This window comes from Chryseobacterium sp. CFS15 (assembly GCF_031118795.1).
Classification (GTDB): Bacteria; Bacteroidota; Bacteroidia; order Flavobacteriales; family Weeksellaceae; genus Chryseobacterium; species Chryseobacterium indoltheticum.
In genome coordinates this window covers 247,531-269,586 of sequence record NZ_JAVHYL010000004.1, presented here as the reverse complement: position 1 = coordinate 269,586, position 22,056 = coordinate 247,531, and the positions used below count along the sequence as shown (strand labels likewise).

Below are 22,056 nucleotides of genomic sequence, written 5' to 3'. Positions count from 1 at the left end.
TTTAAGATTCTTTTAAAATTTTAAATCCGATACCGCAATTTAAGCAATTTTTTGCTTCGCAATAGTTTTTAAAATGATAAATCAGACTTTGGCTTTCTAAAGAATTTTTCACTTTCAGACCCAACTTTTTCCATTCCTGAACAATTGAATTTTTTTCTGACTGAATCTCATTGTAATAAGACAAGATGTTATCACCGATATTTTCATCGAGATGTTTGTGATATGTATATTTTATGGGAAGAACTGTGTTTAAAATAATCAATTCAATGAAATCTTTCGTTAATACTTTTGGCTGGTCTATTGTAGAAATTTTAGTAAAATTAAAATGATTATTCCAATATTGTGAAGCTTCTACTTCTTTAAAAATTTCATGTAAAGCATTCGTATTTTCTGCCGAAATTATCTTTGAGAATACATTCTGATGCTGAAAATAAAGATCAGCAAATTGTGATAACCGGATTGTCGGGAAGTTGGGCGGTCGCAACCGAAGGAACTTAGGACGGATCGTTATTTCGGGAATATTATATTTGGCTTTAAGGAAATCGAACTCTCTTTTCCATATTTTCATTTGCGAATCTTTTGGATTTTCCAGCCAGCCTGAAATTCCAAAAAACAAGGCTTCAAGCTGTGTTTTGTTTTGCCTTATCTTATTAATAATCGTAAAATCAATACTTTCTGCAATTTGCTTAAATATTGAAGCATTTACTCTTAATCCGAAGGAGTAGGCGAGATGATGAAACATTACGGCTTCGTAATTATTTTTGTAAAGCTGTAGATCTGCTTCTATTTCTAAAGATTTTGCTTCCAGCTTTTTGAGTACATTTTCTTCATGAAAGTTGATTGGGATTTTCTTTATGCTAAATATTTTTTCGCACGGGATAAACTGATTTTCCTTCAGTAGTTTCTCATATTTCTGAAAGATATTTTTGTCTATATGGTTTCTCAGTTCAAGTGTCGGAATATTCTGATCTTTGAACTCTTTGATGTCAGCATCATTCTGAAAAACTACATGTAGGATGATATTCTGATACGCCGGGTCTTTTGAATGTTGATGAAAAATCCAGTCGGAAGATTTTACATGAAGCTCGATGTTTCCGGCAAGAATAATGTTTTTGATTTTAATCTGTGCCATCAGAAAATCTGGTCCTGAATCTGTATTCCATTTCCCAAAATTTAAAATTTCAACAGAATTCCCGTCGGTATCTGTAAAATCGAAATGGGTGAATACTTTGAAATTCCAAAGATATTGAAGCAATTTCTCGTTCATCAGTTGTGGTTTTGTGTTACAACTAATGTAGCGAAAATATTCATGCATTTATGATCTATTTTTGATGAAAAGTTGCTTCAATGGAGTTTAACCTAAGTTCGGGATAAGAGATGCTGATAATAGTTTCTGAAATTTTTAAACGCAAAGATCTATACTTAAGACTTTATATAAACAAATGGAATTTATCTTTGCGTTAAATACATAATGAATCACGGTAAAATAGTTTGTACCTGTTGCTTAAACTGAACTGAGTTGCGTTGCAATGAAGTAATTGTTTCCGAAAACGTGCCGGCACTCTGCAGGAAGCTTTCGGGTTCTTCCGAAACGTTTGCGCAAGCCTGCAGGAGACTTTCGGGTCATATAGAAACCTTGTTGCACCATAGTAAGAAGCTTTCCGGAAGTTCCGAAAGGCTGTCGCAGTACTGCAACAAACTTCCGGGAAAAATTTAGTATAAAAAAAGCCAGAGCAACCGCCCTGACTTATAAATTATTTTAGAAAAAAGACCTTACGCTTTTGCCGGCTCCTTCACAAAATTTGCAATCGTAGTCTTATACATTTCTTCATAGATTGGAAGAATGTTTTTCAAATCAAATTTTACAGCTTGTTCTTTAGCATTAATTTTCATCTGTGCTAAAAGTTCTTCGTTGCTCAAAAGCTTGATACAATAATTGCTCATCGCTTCTACGTTACCGATTTCAGCTAAAAATCCGGTTTCACCTTGAATATTTACTTCCGGAATCCCACCCGCATTGGAGCTGATTACCGGAGTGTAAGCCGCCATCGCTTCTAAAGCAGCCAGACCAAAGCTTTCCTGCTCAGACGGAAGTAAAAACACGTCTGAAAGCTGTAAAATTCTATACAAATCATTTACTTTTCCTAAAAGACGGATTTTTGAAATCAAATTCGGGTTTTCTTCTAAGAACTGATTGACTTTCTCCATATCCGGACCTTCACCGATGATAATCAGTTTAGATTTTACTTTCTTTTCTACATTTTTGAAAATTTGCAATACTTCATCTACACGTTTTACAGGACGTAAATTGGAAACGTGAATCAGTATTTTTTCATCCTCATTCGCAAACTGGGTTCGCTGACATTCATTAAGTTCATCAAATTCAGAGTTATCAATGAAATTGGTAATCACCTGAATCTCTTTTTTAATATTAAAAAACTGTAGCGTATCCTTTTTCAGACTTTCGGAAACAGAAGTAATGGCATCCGATTTATTAATCGAAAATTCTACCGCATGCTTATAACTCGGATGTTGGCCTACCAAAGTAATATCTGTTCCGTGAAGTGTTGTTACCAAAGGAATGTCGTTATTGTCTTCCTTCAACATTTGCTTTGCCGTAAAAGCCGCATAAGCATAAGGAATGGCGTAATGAGCGTGAAGTAAATCTAATTTATATAGATTCACAACACGATAGATCATCGAGCTTAATGCAATATCATAAGGCTGATATTGAAAAAGCGGATACGTCTGGACATTTACTTTGTGGAAAAAAATATTGGGATTGGTGATATCTAATCTTGCGGGAAGTGCCGAACTGATGAAGTGTACTTCATAGCCTTTGTTTGCCAAAGACATTCCTAGTTCTGTTGCCACGATTCCGCTTCCGCCGTATGTTGGGTAGCAAAGTATGCCTATTTTCATTGTACTGTTGTTATTTTGAAGTGGTGAATTCTGTTGATTTTGAAAATTTTGGTGCTTCCAGATTTATTCCCATTCCGGGTTTTAATTGATCATTTACCAAAACGGGAAGTTTTCCTGAAATTTTGGTTTTTCCGTTGAGTGCATCTGCCGTTGCCGTCATAGAGTCATCATTATTTTCATAAGAAACTAAAACGGTAGAAACTTTAGATAGATCGATATCCTTCAAAGCATAAGCGCTTCCAAAAACATTAAGAATTACATTTTTATTTTTTGTTAAGTCCGATAAAATCTTTTTAGATTCTGCTGAAATTTTATAAGGTTTGTAAGCCGTAGAATTATCTTTATGGAAACCTACAATCACAGTTGAGTTGGCAGGAATTGTGTTGATTTCCGAAGCTTTTTTAACGATAACTTTTGAGTTTAGTTTTACTCGATTCTCAAAAGTCTGATAAGGAGCTTCTTCCAACGGAACGTAATAATAAGTTGTATTTGAATTCAACGGAAGCAATTTCTTCTCGTCTTTCAATAATGTTAAAGCATTGGAGTAAAGGTTTTGAACCAGTTTTGTATGCGAATCATTATTGATGTCGTAGTTGATATTTTCAGGATTTTTTGGAGTGTATTGATTTAAGCCTAAAAAATATTTGGTTAATAAAATTTTCTTTACACTTTCTTCAACTCTCGATTGAGAAATTTCTCCTTGATCAATAGCTTTCTGAATGAGTTTTTTACCTTCTGAGACCCCTTGTGAAAAGAGCATAATATCATTTCCTGCATTAAACGCTAAAGCATCCAGTTCGCCCGGCTTGTATTTATTGGCTACGGCGCCCATATTCAAAGCATCAGTGATAATTAAACCTTTGTAGCCTAGCTTTTCTTTCAATAATCCGGTTATGATATTTTTTGAAATAGAAGCAGGAATTCCTTTGCCTGATTCCAGACTTGGAACGTATAAATGAGCAACCATTACACCGCCAATTCCTTTATTCATTAAATCTTTGAAAGGTGCTAATTCTATTTTATTTAATCTTTGCAGGCTGTGAGAAACTACGGGAAGATCGAGGTGAGAATCTGTATTGGTATCACCATGTCCCGGAAAATGTTTGATCGCTGCGAGAATATTGTTGTCTTGCAAACCGTTTGCATACGATAATGCAGATTGCGTGACATTAGAAACTTCTGAACCAAAGCTTCTGTTTCCAATAATTGGGTTGTTTGGATTGGTATTCACATCAACGACAGGTGCAAAATCCCAGTTGACACCCATTCTTTTGCAGTCTTCGGCGATTTTGGCAGCCATCTGATAAATAAGATCTTTATCCTGAATAGCTCCCAAAGTCATTGCCCAGGGAAATTTGTGAGCGGTATTGATTCTTTGGTATAATCCCCATTCGGCATCCATACCAATCATCAAAGGCACTTTTGATTTTTGCTGAAATTCGTTCACCAGATTAATTTCTCTTGCAGCATCATCCTGCATCAAAATCAATCCGCCGATTTTATCATTTGTAACAATATTTCTTACCTGATTGATGTGGTTTTCATCTTTGTTGGTGTAAAGAGCCACAATAAAAAGCTGACCCAGTTTTTCATCTTGAGAAAGACTGTTGTAAGTTTGGTCTACCCATTCTTTTGCTTTTTTGAGATCATGCTTTGAAATTTCTTTTGGCTGGTATTGAGCCGAAAGGTTTAAACTGAATAAAACGGTAATTAAGAGAAAATTAAAAACTAATTTCTTCATGATTTTTGAATATGAACAAAAATACGATTAAAAAAATGATGAATACTAAAGTTTTTTTGATTTTTGGTATATGTTTTGATTCCGCCTTTAGTAATATTAAACTTAATTTAAAATGAAAAAAATTATTCCATTTTTAATGCTTGCATTTGTCAGCGTATTTACTGTAAGTTGTGATAACGATGATGATGTACAGTATGTAGATAATGACACCTATGCTGGAGTTATCGAGATTACAAGAAATTTCCAATATAATACTGCAGAAGATGTTTATTTTATTAATCAGTCAATTAGTATGGAGCCTTCGGATATGGCTTTAGTATATAGATTGAAAGATGGATCAAATAATGGTGATGTTTGGGAACAGATTCCTAGAACATTATATTTTTCTGGTGGAAGAGAGCTCGATTATGACTTTGATTTTACTCAAAAAGATGTTCAGATTTTAGCGGGTGGAAACTATGACATTTCAACAACCTCTGATTACTTGAACAACCAAACGTTCAGAATTGTTTTAGTTCCTGCAGGCTTTTTAAATAAAGGAGCTAAGCCTCCAGTTGATTACAGTGACTATAATGCGGTGATTAAGTATTATAATATCAACGACTCAAAAGTTACTAAATATTAAAAGTAGAATCTTTTCAAATTTTTATAATAAAAAAGCTCCGAAAATTATTTTTCGGAGCTTTTAATTTGTTTGTGAGAATAAAACTATTTTTCGTCATCTAAAAAATGACCGAAGAAATCTTTTTTAGTCTGCAAATATCCTTTACTGATGTCATTCGCAGGAATCTGCAACGGAACTCTTGAGTTGAGGTTGATGTTGCTTTCTTCTACAAATTTCACTTTGTCCGGATTGTTGGTTAAAAGGTTAATGTTTTCAATTTTCAACTGGTTTAGAATTTCGATCGCAATACCAAAATTTCTATCATCGGCAGGTAAGCCAAGTTCTAGATTTGCCTGTACCGTATCAAAGCCTTTTTCCTGAAGAGAATACGCTTTAAGCTTATTGATAATCCCGATATTTCTTCCTTCCTGACGAAGATAGATGATTAATCCACCGTTTTCATGCATGTATTTCATTGCTGCATCAAGCTGTTGTCCGCATTCACATTTTTTTGAATGGAATACTTCTCCGGTAATGCATTCAGAATGAAAACGTACATTGACGGGCTTAGAAAAATCTGTATTTTCTGCAAGTATCGCCATGTGTGGCATCCAGTCATTTTCATCTTCCGAAAAAGCGATCATTCGGAAATTACCGTGCTCTGTAGGAACATTAGCTTCCGCCTGAATTTTAATCATTGAATTGTTTTGTTTATTTTTTTCCGTTTACAGAATCTTCTATCACGGTAACGTTTGTTTTTAATCTTACCAAATATCTGTTTAATACTTCATCTTCATCTTTCTTAAGATATCTTCTAAGCTTTTGAATGTTTTTGTAAGATTTTTCCAGATTTTTAATGGTTTTGTTTTTTCCTGAAGTATTGCCTGCTGCTATAGCATAAAGGTAATTTTGAAGCGTGTACTTTAAAGTAATTACTTCATTATTAACAGCAGAATTGGTAAATTTAGGAAAAGTGGAAATCAGATTAGTGATTTCTGACGCATTTACATTTTCGGTAATATTAATACTTATACTTTTTGAATCTTCAGAATCAACAGATTTTGAATCACTTGAAAAAGTGTTTGATAAAGGTGATAGATTCAGCTTTTCAGTAGCACAGGAAGAAGTGATTAATAATAGTGTTCCAAGAAAAAGTAGTCGTCTCATTTTTGATCCTTTTGGTAAAGGATTGGGTTAAGACTTTCATCATTGTACATCTTCATTTGTTTGTACACTTTCATCTTAACATCACCGTTTTCAATATCTGTAAGTAATTGAGTTATTGAAGTCGACAAATCTTCTTTTTGAGTAAGCAGCACATCCAATTTTGCCTGGCAATTTTGACGGTGCTCTTCTGAAGCAGATTCTCTGTTGGCTTCTAACGACATATGATAAACCTTTAGTGCTAAAATAGATAATCTGTCAACAGCCCAAGCTGGAGTTTCAGTATTTATTTTTGCATTAGATTTAGGCGTAATATTTTTGTATTTATCTAAAAACCAACTGTCTATATATTCTACCAAATCGGTTCTCTTTTGATTTGAAGAATCTATCGTCCTCTTTAGTTGCAGAGCATCAGTTGGATCTATATTTTCATCTCTAATAATATCTTCCAAATGCCATTGAACGGTATCAATCCAGTTTTTAGCATACAAAATCCGTTCCAAAGTCTCGGTTTCAAAAGGATTTTTTACAGGTGTATCAACGCTGTCTAATACATGATAATCTTCAATTGATTGGTTGAAGATCTTCCAGGCAGTATCGGTGAAGTTCATTGAAATGAAAAATTATAAGTTGCTGTTTGGGTTGTTACTTGAAGGATGATTTTCCGTAGTTTTTGCTTCCGGTTTATCTTCTTCTTTAATAGCATCTTTAAATTCTTTAATTCCAGAACCCATACCTCTCATCAATTCAGGGATTTTTTTACCTCCGAAAAGCAATAAAAGGATGATAGCAACGATAAGGATGTGCTGCCAAGATAACGCGAGTATTGTTAATGTATACATTTCTTAATGTTTTTGCAAAGTTAATCTTTTTTTAATATGAAACCCAACCTAAAGGGTCAACTGCATTATTTCCATTCCAAATCTGGAAATCTAGCGTGTAGGTGCCATCAAAATCCTGAGCCACTGCCCCAACTACTGTTCCTGCAGAAACCTGCTGGTTTTTAGAAACGGTGGTGCTGCTAAGATTTGAATAAATGGTGAAATAATCACCATGTTTTATCATCACCGTCCTTGTACCGTCTGCTGAAGGAATTACCTGTGATACCGATCCCGGGAAAACTGCTCTTGCAGAAGTTCCTTTTGCGACAGATATTTTTATTCCGTTATTCTCTTCCCAAATCGATTTAAAGACCGGATGTTGCTGTCTCCCGAATCTATGAGTGATCGTTCCTTGTGCAGGCATAGAAATTCTTCCTTTGCTTGATGCAAAATTACTTCCCGCTGCAGGAGCAGATACCCCATAATTGGTCATTGCTTTTGTTTCTGCGGCTTTTTTATCGCTGTCTTTTTTCTTTTCTAAGGCTTCCTCTGCAGCTTTTGCGGCATTTAGTTTTGCAGTGGCCTCTCGAGATCGCAATGCTGCTTCTTCAGATGCTTTTTTAGCTGCAAGTTTTCTTGCTTCATCTTTTGCATTGGCCTCACTTCTTGCGGCTTCCTCATTCCTTTTTCTTTCTTCATCTGCTCTTTTTGCAGCCAGTTCAGATGCTTTTTTAGCTTCAGCTTCAGCTAATTTTCTCTCCTTTTCCAGAGCTTCAGCGCGAGCTTTTGATTCTGCTTCAATTCTTGCTTTCTCTCTGTCTGCAGCCAATTTTGCTAAACGAATTTTTTCGGCTTCAGCTTTTCTTCTGCTTTCTTCCTCAGCTTTTGCAATTCTTATTTCTTCAGCAATTATGGCTCTTATTTGTCCTTCTAAAGCTTTAGACTGAGTCTGTTTTTGTCTAAGATCAGCAGTAAGTTTCGTTTCGTTTTTCTTAAAGTCTGTTACCAGCTGTTCTTTTTGACTACGTTCAACGCTAATGGTTGTTAAATCTTTTTTCTGGTTGGCTAACAGATTTTCTTTCTCAGTTGCTGATTTTCTTTTCTGTTCAACAGATTTTTTAAGCGCAACTGCAGCGTTTGTTATTTCAGCAGCTTTTTTATCCTGATAATCCGAATATTGCTTTAAATACTGTACTCTTCGTAATGCTTCTCCCAAACTTTTTGATGAAAGAATGAAAGTCACCTTATTCTGTACTCCTTTATTTTTGTAAGCGTTTACTAAGACATGAGCATAATTTTTTCTTAAAACTGCCAATTCTCGGTTTTGCCTGTTGATTTCCAATTGACGAAGATAAATTTCATCTTCAATAAATCTTTTTTCTTTTTGTGTATTGTTGTAGACCTTTTCTCTAAGCGCTAATTTTTTATTAACGTTATTCAAATATGATATAGACAATTTAGATTCTTTTCTAGTTTTCGCCAAATCTGAATTTATCTGAGCTATCTGTTTTTTTAGATCAGCATTTTGCTTCTGCAACTGTTCTTTGTTTTGTTGGCCAAATTGTAAACCGAACAGCAAAATGCCTATTAAAAAGCTAATTTTTTTAATCATTTAATATCAATTTTCTTATAATTGGCTGGAACAGAATAAGGTGTTTCCATCCTCGAAAAGTCAAATTTCGTGTTTTCCATTAAAATCTGGCTTGTTTTGGAACCTTTTATAATTATTTTAACATTTTTTGGTAGCTTTACTTCATTCGGGAAGGTCTCCCAGTTTTCATATACGATTTCAATGGCATCATTGGATTTTACATCTTGTAATTTTACCCAATTTAAATTGAAATCTTCAGTGTATTGCATTTCTACTTTGTATTCTCTTGTCACTTCATTAGTAACAATTTTCTGATTCGTAATTGAAGTCAGTTGATATCCTTCAGAGTTTTTTACAATTTTTGAATTACTGTTGGTAATGTGCATAAATGTACGCCCCATCAACAGTTTTTCTAAAGTTTTATAATCGATAAAATTAACGTTCAAAAGATTGTTGAGATAGTCAAAATCTGAGTCGATATAATTTTTATTGTATCTATCCATTGCCTTAATGCCTTCCGGAGTAATAATCGCTCTGGCTGCAGGGATGATTAAAAAAGTAATATTAGACCATATTTTTTTGTCGCTTTCAATGTAAATTATTGCGTCAAGCGGGCTTACTCTCAAATCACTTGCTGTAATTTTACTGCTGATTTTTACATGCTCAAATTTAGGATGAATCAATATGTTTTCGTAAAAATTCAAACGATCCTGAATGTTTTTGGCATCTTTAGGATCATTCTGATTTGAATTCTGTACCTGAATACTGTCATTTTCAGAAGTATTTTGATTAAGCGCTTTTCTGCTTTTGCAGGAAAGTATAGTCATTGTAATAATCAGGAAGAGTGCCCATTTTTTCATATGAATTTGTATTATTTTTAGCAAATGTAATCGTTTCGATTTTACCTGCAATTTTTAATAATCTTTTTGCAATATTAACGCCAAACCACACAATGTGATATTGTGTGGCTTCTCAACGTTATTTTATATAAATTTATTTTGATAAAAAATCCAAAACTGAAAAATCACCTAAAGAAATTTCTCTGGCAACTCCAAAGTATTGAGCCGAGCTTCCAATCATTGAGTTGGAAAGGTTTCCGTGATCGATCACTGTTTTCTCCTGAATTAATGAGTTGTCAATATTTGAATTGATTACTTTTGTTCCTTTTCCTAATGAAACGTAAGGTCCGATTTTCGAGTTTGAAATTTCAACTCCTTCGCCAATATAGCAAGGCTGAATGATCAACGAGTTTTGAATATTAGCAGACTGAGGAAATTCTGTAAACTCATCTTTTTCGTATTCTAAAATCTTACCATTGGTCTCTACGGTTGCATTTTTATTTCCGCAATCCATCCAGTCATCAACCTTTCCTAAAGAAAATTTAGCTCCGGCTTGACGAAGGTTTTCTAAAGCAGTTGTTAATTGGTATTCGCCACTTACTTTAATATTATTATCCATAATATGGTTGATCTCAGACATCAGTTTTTCTGCAGAATTAAAGTAGTAAATACCAATAATCGCCAAATCTGAAACAAAAGTCGCAGGTTTTTCAACAAAATCTGTGATAAAACCGTAATCATCCAATTTTACAACACCAAAAGCTGAAGGATCTTCTACTTTTTTCACCCAAATTACACCGTCAGAATTGGTATCTAAAGTGAAATCTGCTCTGAAAAGTGTATCTGCATAAGCAATTACAACATTTCCCTGCATAGATTCTTCGGCACATTTTATTGAATGGGCTGTCCCAAGAGGTTCAAGCTGGTGGTAAATAGTTCCTTTTGCGCCTAGTTTTTCTGCTATTTTAAGTAATGATGCTTCTACTTCTGCTCCAAAATCTCCAATAATAAATGCTACCTCTTCAATTTTTTCACCTGCCACTTTAGCGATATCTTCCACTAATCTCTGTACGATTGGTTTTCCTGCAATAGGAATCAACGGCTTAGGAACAGTTAATGTATGTGGTCTCAATCTTGAGCCCTTTCCTGCCATTGGAACAATAATTTTCATATATGAATGTTTGTTTTATTTATAAAGTTTAATTTAAGATCTTCTTAGAATTTTATTAATCATTGTTCTTTCGTTATACGCCAAAAACGCAATGAAGAAAAGAAACAATCCGTTTCCAATTAAATAATTGTGCCGGAAATAATAAAATGATATCATCGAAATTGCAATAGACAGCGATAGATAAATTGCTATTTTGGATGTGTTATAATGAATCGGGTATTGTGATTTCCCCCAAAGGTAGGAAATAATCATCATACTTGTATACGTAATTAATGCTGCAAAAGCACTTGCCCAATATCCGTATGTTGGAATAAATGTGAAGTTGATAAAAATGGTAATTGCAGCCCCAATTAAAGAAATATACAACCCAACTCTTGTCTGATCTGAAAGTTTATACCAGATCGATAGATTGAGATAAATCCCTAGAAATAAAGCGCCTAACATTACAAAAGGTATAATCTCAATTCCTTCATAATAAAGTGGATTCTTTAAATATTTTTCGGAAATCCATTGTAGATTTACCATCAATCCGATGTATATTAAACAATTGCAGATCACAAAGATATCCATTAAAACGGCGTAAGTTTTATGATTGCTTTTGTCTTTAAAACTTGAGAAAAAATAAGGTTCAATTCCTAATTGATAAGCCTGTCTGAAAACCGTGATGAAAGTTGCAATTTTGTAAACTGCACCATAAACTCCGATCTGATGTTTTGCTTCTTCTTTAGGAAGCAGATATTTTAAAAACTGTCGGTCTAAAGTCTGATTGATAATTCCTGCCAATCCTGCAATCATTACCGGCCAGGAATAATTCATAATTCTTTTCCACAGCTTGAAATCGAATTTTTTAAAGCTGAAATTCACAAATTCTTTTCCTACAATCGCTAAAGTGATGATGCTCTGTACCAAATTGGCGATGAAAACATATCCGACCCCAATTTCAGGATTATATTTAATTCCTAAAATTCCATTAGGATAAGTGGGAAGCCATTTAATGAAAAATACGACTAAAAAGTAATACGCTAAAGAACCAATTACCTTTGAAAGCATATACTGAATGGGTTTTCCTTCAAGCCTTAAAACTGCCGAAGGAATCGTAGAAAACGCATCGAAGGATAAAATAAACAGGAAAATAATTAAATAATTAACCTGATCCGGAGTTTCGAAAGCATTTGCAAGATCCTGCCTGAAAACATATCCTAAAATCAAATAAATAAAGCCTGTTCCTAATATACTTAGAGCACAGGTAGACACTAAAGTTTTCTTATCAATATCACCTTCCTGCGCAAAACGGAAAAAAGAAGTTTCCATCCCATGAGTCAGAAAAACGGTGATCACTCCGGCAATAGAATACCAATCTACGAAAGGTGACGAAGCAGAAGGTCCGAAAGCTTTTGTTACGATGGGTGCAATAAGAAATGGGAAAATTCTTACCAATACTGAACTGAGCCCGTAAACAGCGGTTTGTCCAAATAGTTTCTTATACAATTTTAGGTTTTTAAAATGCAAATGTAAATATTAGAATTCACAATTTTCTGATTGATGTTTAAAAATCACTTTGGAAAATATTAAATTTGTGCAATATCAATCTTATATCTAAAAGTAAAAATGAAAATTCTTATAAAAAATGCTCAAATCGTCAACGAGGGAAAAATTATCAAAAGTGATATTCTGATTGAAAACGATTTGATTTCTAAAATCGATTCTCAAATTTCTGAAGATGCTGACCAAATTATTGATGCTGAAGGAAAATACCTTTTACCCGGAGTTATTGATGATCAGGTGCATTTCCGTGAACCCGGTTTAACACATAAAGGTGAAATAGAAACTGAATCTCGTGCAGCCATTGCAGGCGGAACCACAAGTTTCATAGACCAACCCAATACGGTTCCGAATGCGGTTACGCAGGAATTATTAGCCGATAAATACGAAATAGCATCGCAAAAAGCTTACGCAAACTACGGTTTTATGATGGGCGGCACCAATGATAATTTAGAGGAAGTGTTGAAAACAAACCCTCGAAATGTTCCCGGAATTAAGCTATTTTTAGGTTCGTCAACCGGAAATATGTTGGTTGATAATCCTGAAACGTTAGAAAATATTTTTAGCAATACAAAAATGCTGATTGCTGTTCACTGTGAAGATGAAGCAACGATAAAAGCCAATACTCAAAAATATATGGATGAATATGGTGAAGATATTCCAGTGAAATTCCATCATTTGATCAGAAGCGAAGAAGCCTGTTATAAATCTTCTTCGAAAGCAGTTGAGCTAGCGAAAAAAACAAGAGCGAGACTTCACGTTTTTCACCTTTCAACCGCAAAAGAAATGGAACTTTTCAGAAATGATATTCCTTTAAGAGATAAAAAAATTACTGCAGAAGTTTGTGTTCATCACCTGACTTTCACGAATGAAGATTATGATACAAAAGGTGGATTGATCAAATGGAATCCTGCTGTAAAAACTCAAAAAGACAAAGATGCACTTTGGGAAGCGCTGTTGGATGACAGAATCGATGTGATTGCAACCGATCATGCGCCTCACACTTGGGAAGAAAAACAAAATGTTTACACAAAATGTCCTTCCGGAGCGCCTTTGGTTCAGCATTCTTTGGTTGTGATGCTTGAAAACTATAAAAATGGAAAAATTTCTTTAGAAAAGATCGTTGAAAAAATGTCTCACAATCCTGCAATTCTTTTCAGAGTGGAGAAAAGAGGTTTCGTAAGAGAAGGATACAAAGCAGATTTAGTTTTGGTTGATTTAAATGAAAACTGGACGGTTGCCAAAGAAAACATTCTTTACAAATGTGGTTGGAGCCCGTTGGAAGGAATGAATTTCCATTCTAAAGTCACACATACTTTTGTTAACGGAAATCTGGTTTATGACAATGGAAAAATTAATGAACAAAAATTCGGAGAGCGTTTGCTTTTTGAAGTTCAGGAATGAACTATAACGAAATAATTGTATTAATAGGAACGGGCTTTAGCCCGTTTTTTTATTTAAGAACGGGGATTGGCTTTAGCTTAATTTAAATCTCTCGCAGATTGAGCAAATCTAGTAGATGATTAAGTAAATCTGCATAATTTGCGAGAGAATATTTATCTAACAATAATTCAAACTAATCAATCAAAATACTTTCAATCGCCTTTTGCAAAGAAGATTCCATAACTCCAGGAATTGCCAAACCTTCTGCACGGAATACGCTTACATCTTTAACGCCATAAAAACCAAAAACATTCTTTATATAAGGAACATTGGAATCATACACTTGATAAGGACCTTCCGAATAAATATTTCCGGATGTAAAAGCAATGTATAATTTTTTGTCATTCAGCAAACCTTGAGGTCCGTTTTCATCATATTTAAAAGTGTATCCTGCTCTTGAAGTAAAATCAAAATACGCTCGCAGTGTAGCCGGAACGGAAAAATTATACATCGGAGAATCGATAACAATAATATCGGATTCCTGCAATTCTGAAATTAAATTTTCAGAATATGTATTTATTAACTGCTGTTCGGGAGAATGACTTTCTGCTGGAGAAAAAAAAGTGTTGATGTGTATTTCTTCCAAAAGCGGTATAAGGTTTTTTGTAAGGTCACGCTCCTTCACAATGCTGCCAGGATATTTTTCCTGAATCTTTTCTATGACACTATTGCCTAATTTTCTGCTTGCAGATACTTCTGTTCTCGGACTTGAGATGATATGCAAAATTTGTTTCATGTTTTAAATTTTAAATTTCTTTGACAAAATTATGTACATTTGCTTATCAAAAGTTAGTAGTGAACAAAAGGTTAGCAGTAACCTTTTGGTTAGTTAAAATCTGTTTATGGAAAAAAGTCTTGAATTAGAAGAACCCATTACCGCTCAAAGATGCTCCGAAAGTCTCTCTTCCGTGGAAGATGCCATTTACGTAATCGGTGGAAAATGGAAGCTGAAAATTATTATTGCGTTACAGGAAAACGGAAATATTCGGTTCAATGAGCTTCAGAGAATCGTTGTTGGAATATCTGCAAGGGTACTTTCAAATGAGCTGAAAGATTTAGAATTAAATGGTTTTGTCAAAAGAATTGTACATTCAGAACAGACGCCTGTGATTGTAGAATATATTTCTACAGATTACAGCAAGACTTTGAAAACTGTGATTATGGCGCTTTCTGAATGGGGAAGAGCACATAAAAATAATATTAAGCAAGATTTATTTTAATTAAAAGACTGCCTAAATTCCAAAGGCGACATATTGGTTTTCTTCTTAAAAAGCGTACTGAAAGACTGCGAATGTTCAAATCCCAATTCATACGCAATTTCACTTACCGAAAGTTCAGTTGTTGAAAGCTTTTCTTTCGCTTTACTGATCAGTTTTTCATGAATATGCTGCTGCGTGTTTTGTCCGGTTTGAATTCTCAAAAGATCACTTAAATAATTAGCAGAAAGATTCATCGCTTCTGCAATTTGATGAACCGTCAAAAGACCTTTTTCAGATGATTCAGAATTAAAATAATCGTTTAAATAAGATTCAAATTTTGTCAGAAGCTGATGGCTTCCACTTTTTCGGGTAATGAATTGTCTCTCATAAAAACGCTTCGAATAATTCAACAACAATTCAATTTGCGATAAAATAATTTCCTGCGTATGATGGTCGATATGTTGACATTCTTTATCAATTTTATATAAAATTTCGAGCAAATCATTCTCTTCATCTTCAGATAAATGCAACGCTTCATTCACGGCATACGAGAAAAATCCATACGAAGAAATCGTCTTTGCCAAAGAATGTTTCAGCAAAAAATCTTCATGAAAAATTAGAAGATAACCTGTATTTTCACAATCCATTGTCTTCAGATCAAGATACTGAACTTGGTTTGGTGCCGTAAAACTCAAAACACCTTTATCATAATCGTAATGTTGTTGTCCGTATTTTATTTTTCCGGTTGCATTCCGTTTCAGAGCGACACAATAATATCTGCTTACAAAACCTTTCCAGACCTCATCTTCTATAAAAACACTTTCATGAAGATTGATAACACTTACCATCGGATGTTTTGGTTCGGGCAGAGAAAGCAGTTTGTGAAATGCAGAAATAGATTGTATGGTGTTCATGATTTTTAAGCTTTAATAATAATTTTTGGGCGCCTATTTCCGTCTTCCACTCCCGCTTTTTTGCTTCACAAAAAGAGCTCCGTTCAAGCCGGGGCGCAACAGTATTGCGTTAAGATAAATAAACCTCATAGGTTTTCAAAAACCTATGAGGTTTGAGTTGTTTTTTAACAATTAAAGGTACAAATTAATAATCCAGCAATCCCATACTAAATTCATCATAAGGCTTGCCTGTATCCGTTCCCGATGGGACAATACTTTCCAGCTTCTGAAGATCAGATTCACTTAAAACAATTTTACTCGCTTCAATATTTTGTTCAACATATTTTCTGCGTTTCGTCCCCGGAATTGGTATAATTCCTTTGCTGATAATCCAGGCTAATGCTAATTGTGACGAAGTGATTTCTTTTTCTTCTGCCAAATTCTCAATCGCTTCAACCAGCTCAATATTTTTATGAAAATGTTGCTCCTGGAAGCGTGGAATTCCTCTTCGGAAATCATTTTCCGGCAGGTCATTAATTGTTTTGATGTTGCCAGACAAAAAACCTCTTCCCAACGGTGAATAAGCGACAAAACCAATTCCTAATTCATTTAATGTTTTGATAACACCTTTTTCTTCAACTGTTCTTTCAAAAAGAGAATATTCACTCTGAACTGCAGAAACAGGATGAACTGCATGTGCTCTTTTCACCGTTTCAGAGGAAACTTCAGACAATCCGATATAACCAATCTTGCCTTCTTTCACCAAATCGCTCATTGCTCCGACAGTCTCTTCAACGGGAACATTTTTATCGAGGCGATGCATGTAATACAGGTCGATATAATCAGTTTTCAGATTTTTCAGGGAACGTTCAATCGATTTTTTTACATAATCTTTTGTTCCGTTAATTTTCCAGGTTATTTGTTCGTTGTCATCAATTTCCCAACCGAATTTTGTTGCGATGATATATTGATTACGGTTTCCTTCAATGGCTTTTGCAATCAGTTGTTCATTTTTGAAAGGTCCGTACAAATCTGCTGTGTCGAGAAAATTACCACCCAATTCTAAAGAACGGTGAATGGTTGCAATTGCTTCTTTTTCATCGCTTTTACCATACATATCTGCGTCTCCAAAACCTGTCATTCCCATACAGCCCAAACCGATATTCGGAATGATTAAACCCTGACTTCCTAATTTTACTTGATTCAATTTCATATCGTTAAATTTTATTGATACAAAATTGATCAGAAATTAAGGATTGGATGTATGCAAAATGGAGATTGTCGTATGCAAATTACGGATGAACGAATTTTAATCCAATATTTGTCATTCTGACGAAGGAAGAATCTCTGCGCATAAAGTAGATTCCACGCTCCACTTCTGAACTCCGTTAGCAGACCTTCAGTCTGTGCCCTGAATGACAAAATAGACGTTTATTTTCTTGGTTTAGCACTCATATAAAAGCTCAATTTCCCGCCATTCGTAATATCAGAATGTTTCAATGTAAAATTTTTAATTTCCTTTCCATTGAGAACAATTTTTTCCACATATACATTTTTCGGACTTTGGTTAATCGCTTCAATCTCAAATGTTTTTCCGTTTTCTAAATTCAAAACAGCATGATCAATTGCCGGACTTCCAATTGCATAATCTTCCGAGCCCGGAGCAACAGGATAAAAACCAAGCGAACTCAAAATATACCACGCACTCATTTGACCTGCATCGTCGTTTCCGCCCAATCCATCCGGACTTGCTTTGTATTGCATCTCCAAAATACGTCTGATTTGTGCCTGAGTTTTCCAAGGTTGTCCCGCCCAATTGTAGAAATAGGCAACATGATGAGCAGGCTCATTTCCGTGAACATAACCGCCAATAATTCCTTCTCGTGTAATATCTTCTGTGTCGGCGAAAAACTCGTCAGGCAAATGCATGGTGAACAATTCATCCAATTTTGAAGCGAATTTTTTCTTTCCGCCCAACATTTTAATTAACTCATCCGGATTGTGAGGAACGAAGAAACTATAATTCCAAGAATTCCCTTCAATGAAACCTTGTCCGTGCGTGCTTAATGCATTAAAATCTTTCTTAAAGCTTCCGTCAGCCAAACGTGGACGCATAAATCCTATAGTTTTATCGAAATTATTTTTCCAGTTTTCGGAACGTTTGATGAATCGATTGTAAATTTCCGTTTCACCCAAATGTTTTGCCAATTGTGCAATTGCCCAGTCGTCATAAGCATATTCCAATGTATTTGAAACCGAAGTTCCACTTTTATCGGCAGGAATATATCCTTTATCGATATAATATCCGATGCCTTCATAATTTCTTTTGTTAGCAGTTTCAACACAAGCTCTTAAAGCTTCTTTTGCATTTCCGGTATAATTTCCTTTAATAATTGCATCTGCGACCACACTCACGCTGTGATAACCGCTCATACACCAGTTTTCATTCGCATAATGCGACCAGATGGGCAACATTTTCATTGAATACTGATTGTAATGCGCCATCATCGATTTCACCATATCATTATTTCGCTTCGGTTGAATAATGTTAAAAAACGGATGAAGGGCACGATATGTATCCCAAATTGAGAAGGTTGTATAATTGGTAAAATCTTCTGCTTTGTGAATGTTTTGGTCTAAACCTTTATATTCTCCGTTGACATCGGTGTAAGTTGTCGGATTGATAAAAGTATGATACATCGCTGTATAAAAATTGATTTTTTCAGTTTCAGAACCTTTAATGACAATTTTATTTAATTCTTTATTCCAGTTTTCCTGAGTTTGTATTTTTACTTGGTCGAAAGATAAGTTTCCTGCTTCTTTTTCCAGATTTTCTACAGCATTGGCTTGACTTACAGGTGAAATAGCTAATTTAATTTCAATCGCTTCATTTTCATTAGTGTCAAAATCAAAATACATTTTCAAATTTTTTCCTGCGATTTCCGGAAAGTTTTTAGTCTGGTCAAATTTTCTCCAAAACCCGTTATAAACCTGTTTTTCATCATAACTTTTCTGACCGTAAGATTTAAATGGCTTTGAAAACTTCATGGCAAAATAAACCGTTCTTGTTCTTGCCCAGCCGTTGGTCTGTCGGTAGCCTGTAACCGTATTTTCGTTTTCTACACGAACGTAAGTCCAAACATTTTTACCATCGTAATTGTAAATTCCGGCCATTAAATCCAGAATAATATGGGCTTGATCAGATTTCGGAAAAGTATAGCGGTGAACTCCAACTCTTGTTGTCGCCGTCAATTCTGCCAAAATATTATGATCGTCTAATTTTACTTTGTAATATCCGGCTTCTGCTTTTTCGTTTTGATGAGAAAATCTACTTCTGTAACCGCTTTCAGGATTTGTTGCGGTTCCTGGATTTAATTGTAATTTTCCTACAGTCGGCATGATCAAAAAATCTCCCAAATCAGAATGTCCCGTTCCGCTAAAATGGGTTGAGCTAAAACCGGTAATGGTTTTGTCTTCATACCGATAACCTGCACAATATTTATACACTTCGCCATTATATTTTCCATTAATTTCAAAGGGAATTGAATCTGTTTCAGGGCTTAATTGTACCGCTCCGAAAGGTGCTGTTGCGCCAGGATAAGTGTGTCCCATTTTTTCAGTTCCGATCAATGGGTTTATATATTGATAAAGTTTTTCGAATTGTTGAGCTTTACAATTTAAACTCAATAATAAAAGGAATAGAAAAAGAGAAGTTCTCGGATTTTTCATGAAGGAATATTTTTTTGGAAGGGTAAATTTAGATAAAATCAAATAATAATTATTTGACCTTTTATAATTGCTTAAAATTGATAATTAATTTTGGTGTCAAATCGCAAAGGCGCAAAGTTTTAATCATTAATGATGTTTTAAGCACAAGAACACTTCGACATGCTCAGTGTGACAAAAAGATTGTCGATTGATTATGTGAACTTAATTTTATCGCAGATAAAACCTTTGCGCCTTAAAACAGTGTTTTGAATTTAAATTTGCGTCTTTGCGATTTACAAAAGATATATGGATTATTTTTCAGAAAATCGAAATCCAATGCCGTGAAGATTTTCAATGATGATGTTTTGTTCGTCTGCAAAAACTTTTCGGAGTCTTGAAATAAAGACATCAAGACTTCTACCCATAAAATAATCATCATCGCCCCAAACTGCTTTTAAAATATCTTGTCTTTTTAAAACCGTGTTTTTATGAAGAATGAAGTATAGAAGCAATTCAGATTCTCTTTGAGTAAGAGTAATTTTATTTTCAGACGCTTGTAAAGTATAATTTTTAGGATCAAAATTGTATTTCCCTACTTTATACTTTTGGGGATGAGATTCTGATTTTTTTGAACGTTTCAGGAAAACTTCAATCTTCAAAATAAGTTCTTCAATACTGAAAGGCTTTACGAGATAATCGTCGGCGCCAATTTTTAAACCTTTAATTCTGTCTTCTTTGAGAGCTTTCGCAGAAATAAAAATAATAGGAATTTCTGAGTTTTTTTGACGAATGCTTTGTGCCAGATCAAATCCGTTCATCTCAGGCATCATAATATCTAAAAGGCAAATGTCGAAAGTTTGACTGTTGAAAGCTTGAAGAGCAGATTTACCATCCGAATAATGGTTGATTTCATAATAATTTTCCAAGCTGTCCTGAATTAGAAAGGCTATCGTTTGGTCATCTTCGGCATATAAAATTCTGGATTTTTCCATTGTTATACAGTATTAAATTTAAAACGGAAAAAATAGAGTAGTGGTAATTCCCTGATCTTTGTTATTGTCAACTGAAATTTTCCAATTATGTTGCTGAACAATTTTTTTTACATAAAATAAACCCAAGCCAAAACCATTTATTTCTTCACTTTTATTAGTATTTACTCTGTAAAATTTATCAAAAATATGAGCCAGATTCTTAGCTGGAATACCCATTCCGTTGTCTTTAAATTTTAAATATAAACCTTTTGAATCTTTATCTGATGAAATAAGAATCTCTGATTTTGTTTCACAGTATTTAATCGAGTTGTCCAAAAGATTGTAAACGATATTGGTAAAGTGAAATTCGTCGGCCAAAATGGAGATATTATTCTCAATTTCTATCTGGATCGATATGTTTTCGTTTTTCTGCTTTATGGTATCTGCAATCTCCTGAATAAACGGAAGCAAAATAATTTTTTGAGGCTTTAAAGACAATCCAGAAGCATCATTTTTAGCAATATTCAATATTTTTTCAATATGGTTATTGAGTTTATAACTTTGATTGATGATAATAGAAGTATAGGTTTGCAACTTTGAATTTCCCTGTATCAATTCTTGTTTATTGAGCGCTTCAGAAGCTAATAAAATAGAGGATAACGGAGTTTTAAACTCATGGGTCATATTATTAATAAAATCCCGCTGCAATTCTGAGAACTTTTTTTGCTGAATGATTGTATAAATTGAGTATACATAAACCAAAAGAATAATAATCAGTGCAAAAGTCAGAAGATACCAAAAACGCAAAGAGCTGATGAGATAAGTTGTTTTGTCTGGAAAACGTATCGAAAAATAATAAGTGAGATTTTTATGTTTCGGAAACTGAATCACCTTTTCACTGGGCTCTTCCTGATGGCTGGTCATGTATTTCCCGTAGATCATCTGGTCGCTGTGGCAATTGTATAAAGCGTAAACATAATCTGTATTGATTTGAAATCTCGTAAATTCTGTTTTCAGATAATGCTCAAGAACTGCCGGGTGAAATTCGTTATTGATATTCACCACGTAATAATCATTTGCGATGATCTGAACAGGGTTTTCGGTAAAGGAGGCTTTTCCTTCAGTCATTTTGTCAACAACCTCCATCAGAGCAATATTTACTTTCTGATTAAATTTTCTGTCTTCAAGATTATACGCTTGCTTCGTCCACAACAATTGTGCTATCAAAATTCCGATGATAGCAACCAAGCCAAGGCTTATAATAATATTGAGTTTTTTAATTTCCATTTTCAGAAGCAATATTATCCAAAAATATCTATAATTTTTTGATCATTAACAACTCGTTAACAAATGTTTGATAACAGTTAACAACTTACAATCATTTTCCGCTCTACATTTGTTAAAACAAAAAATAATTATTATTTGATTTCATAATTACTAAAAATTT

Annotated in this window: 21 protein-coding genes; 4 read left to right on the top strand and 17 right to left on the bottom strand. The window is 34.2% G+C overall.

Annotation, left to right across the window (positions count from 1 at the left end):
• Position 1: 1 nt before the first annotated feature.
• Positions 2–1,267 (bottom strand): DUF2851 family protein, encoded by a 1,266-nt coding sequence (locus OH814_RS08285; RefSeq protein ID WP_308827852.1) that lies wholly within the window; start codon positions 1,265–1,267, stop codon positions 2–4.
• Between the two features lie 252 nt (positions 1,268–1,519).
• Here OH814_RS08285 and OH814_RS08280 point away from each other — a divergent pair, with 252 nt between their 5' ends.
• Positions 1,520–1,717 carry a hypothetical protein gene (locus OH814_RS08280; protein ID WP_308827851.1) on the top strand — a complete coding sequence of 66 codons (198 nt, stop codon included), beginning with the start codon at positions 1,520–1,522 and terminating at the stop codon, positions 1,715–1,717.
• Between the two features lie 56 nt (positions 1,718–1,773).
• Here the strand turns inward: OH814_RS08280 and bshA are convergent, their stop codons facing one another.
• Entirely contained in the window at positions 1,774–2,922 is a 1,149-nt protein-coding gene (bshA, locus tag OH814_RS08275; protein ID WP_076557589.1) for an N-acetyl-alpha-D-glucosaminyl L-malate synthase BshA, read from the bottom strand.
• Between the two features lie 10 nt (positions 2,923–2,932).
• Entirely contained in the window at positions 2,933–4,663 is a 1,731-nt protein-coding gene (locus OH814_RS08270; RefSeq protein ID WP_308827850.1) for a glycoside hydrolase family 3 protein, read from the bottom strand.
• Positions 4,664–4,775: 112 nt separating this feature from the next.
• Between OH814_RS08270 and OH814_RS08265 the strand changes: the two genes are divergently transcribed.
• Positions 4,776–5,288 (top strand): hypothetical protein, encoded by a 513-nt coding sequence (locus tag OH814_RS08265; RefSeq protein ID WP_308827849.1) that lies wholly within the window; start codon positions 4,776–4,778, stop codon positions 5,286–5,288.
• An 83-nt stretch (positions 5,289–5,371) separates the two neighbouring features.
• On the opposite strand, the gene ribA is transcribed toward OH814_RS08265, so the two are convergent.
• From ribA to OH814_RS08225, 8 genes are all read right to left on the bottom strand, one after another.
• Complete coding sequence (gene ribA / locus OH814_RS08260; protein ID WP_076557598.1) at positions 5,372–5,965, bottom strand: GTP cyclohydrolase II; 594 nt, start codon at positions 5,963–5,965, stop codon at positions 5,372–5,374.
• Positions 5,966–5,978: 13 nt separating this feature from the next.
• The gene (locus OH814_RS08255; protein WP_076557601.1) at positions 5,979–6,434 is read right to left on the bottom strand and encodes a hypothetical protein; all 456 of its coding nucleotides are present in this window, start codon (positions 6,432–6,434) and stop codon (positions 5,979–5,981) included.
• Complete coding sequence (locus OH814_RS08250) at positions 6,431–7,042, bottom strand: DUF4254 domain-containing protein (RefSeq protein ID WP_308827848.1); 612 nt, start codon at positions 7,040–7,042, stop codon at positions 6,431–6,433. The genes OH814_RS08255 and OH814_RS08250 overlap by 4 nt, the downstream gene beginning before the upstream one ends.
• 12 nt (positions 7,043–7,054) lie before the next feature.
• Complete coding sequence (locus OH814_RS08245) at positions 7,055–7,273, bottom strand: twin-arginine translocase TatA/TatE family subunit (protein WP_076557605.1); 219 nt, start codon at positions 7,271–7,273, stop codon at positions 7,055–7,057.
• A 31-nt stretch (positions 7,274–7,304) separates the two neighbouring features.
• Positions 7,305–8,864, bottom strand: coding sequence for a peptidoglycan DD-metalloendopeptidase family protein (locus OH814_RS08240; protein WP_308827847.1), 1,560 nt, complete (start codon positions 8,862–8,864; stop codon positions 7,305–7,307).
• Positions 8,861–9,703, bottom strand: coding sequence for a DUF4292 domain-containing protein (locus tag OH814_RS08235; protein ID WP_308827846.1), 843 nt, complete (start codon positions 9,701–9,703; stop codon positions 8,861–8,863). The genes OH814_RS08240 and OH814_RS08235 overlap by 4 nt, the downstream gene beginning before the upstream one ends.
• Before the next feature lie 133 nt (positions 9,704–9,836).
• Positions 9,837–10,853: a sugar phosphate nucleotidyltransferase gene (locus tag OH814_RS08230; RefSeq protein ID WP_076557611.1), complete on the bottom strand. Its 1,017-nt coding sequence runs from the start codon at positions 10,851–10,853 to the stop codon at positions 9,837–9,839.
• Positions 10,854–10,886: 33 nt separating this feature from the next.
• Positions 10,887–12,341, bottom strand: coding sequence for a lipopolysaccharide biosynthesis protein (locus tag OH814_RS08225; protein WP_123886160.1), 1,455 nt, complete (start codon positions 12,339–12,341; stop codon positions 10,887–10,889).
• A 120-nt stretch (positions 12,342–12,461) separates the two neighbouring features.
• Here OH814_RS08225 and OH814_RS08220 point away from each other — a divergent pair, with 120 nt between their 5' ends.
• Positions 12,462–13,799 (top strand): dihydroorotase, encoded by a 1,338-nt coding sequence (locus OH814_RS08220; RefSeq protein WP_308827845.1) that lies wholly within the window; start codon positions 12,462–12,464, stop codon positions 13,797–13,799.
• 172 nt (positions 13,800–13,971) lie between these two features.
• Here OH814_RS08220 and OH814_RS08215 read toward each other — a convergent pair whose 3' ends face one another.
• The gene (locus OH814_RS08215; protein ID WP_308827844.1) at positions 13,972–14,574 is read right to left on the bottom strand and encodes an NAD(P)H-dependent oxidoreductase; all 603 of its coding nucleotides are present in this window, start codon (positions 14,572–14,574) and stop codon (positions 13,972–13,974) included.
• Positions 14,575–14,680: 106 nt separating this feature from the next.
• On the opposite strand from OH814_RS08215, the gene OH814_RS08210 reads away from it, so the two are divergent.
• The gene (locus OH814_RS08210; protein WP_076557619.1) at positions 14,681–15,058 is read left to right on the top strand and encodes a helix-turn-helix domain-containing protein; all 378 of its coding nucleotides are present in this window, start codon (positions 14,681–14,683) and stop codon (positions 15,056–15,058) included.
• Here the strand turns inward: OH814_RS08210 and OH814_RS08205 are convergent.
• The 5 genes from OH814_RS08205 to OH814_RS08185 form a co-directional block, all read right to left on the bottom strand.
• A complete protein-coding gene (locus OH814_RS08205) occupies positions 15,055–15,951 on the bottom strand; it encodes a helix-turn-helix transcriptional regulator (RefSeq protein ID WP_308827843.1) in 897 nt (298 codons plus the stop codon). The genes OH814_RS08210 and OH814_RS08205 overlap by 4 nt on opposite strands.
• Before the next feature lie 184 nt (positions 15,952–16,135).
• Positions 16,136–17,143, bottom strand: coding sequence for an aldo/keto reductase (locus OH814_RS08200; RefSeq protein ID WP_308827842.1), 1,008 nt, complete (start codon positions 17,141–17,143; stop codon positions 16,136–16,138).
• A gap of 218 nt (positions 17,144–17,361) precedes the next feature.
• On the bottom strand, positions 17,362–19,659 hold the full coding sequence (locus OH814_RS08195) for a GH92 family glycosyl hydrolase (protein WP_308827841.1): 2,298 nt from the start codon (positions 19,657–19,659) through the stop codon (positions 17,362–17,364).
• 290 nt (positions 19,660–19,949) lie between these two features.
• Positions 19,950–20,630: a response regulator transcription factor gene (locus OH814_RS08190; protein ID WP_308827840.1), complete on the bottom strand. Its 681-nt coding sequence runs from the start codon at positions 20,628–20,630 to the stop codon at positions 19,950–19,952.
• Positions 20,631–20,648: 18 nt separating this feature from the next.
• Positions 20,649–21,896, bottom strand: a complete 1,248-nt coding sequence (locus OH814_RS08185) for a HAMP domain-containing sensor histidine kinase (protein ID WP_308827839.1) — start codon at positions 21,894–21,896, stop codon at positions 20,649–20,651.
• Positions 21,897–22,056 lie beyond the last annotated feature (160 nt).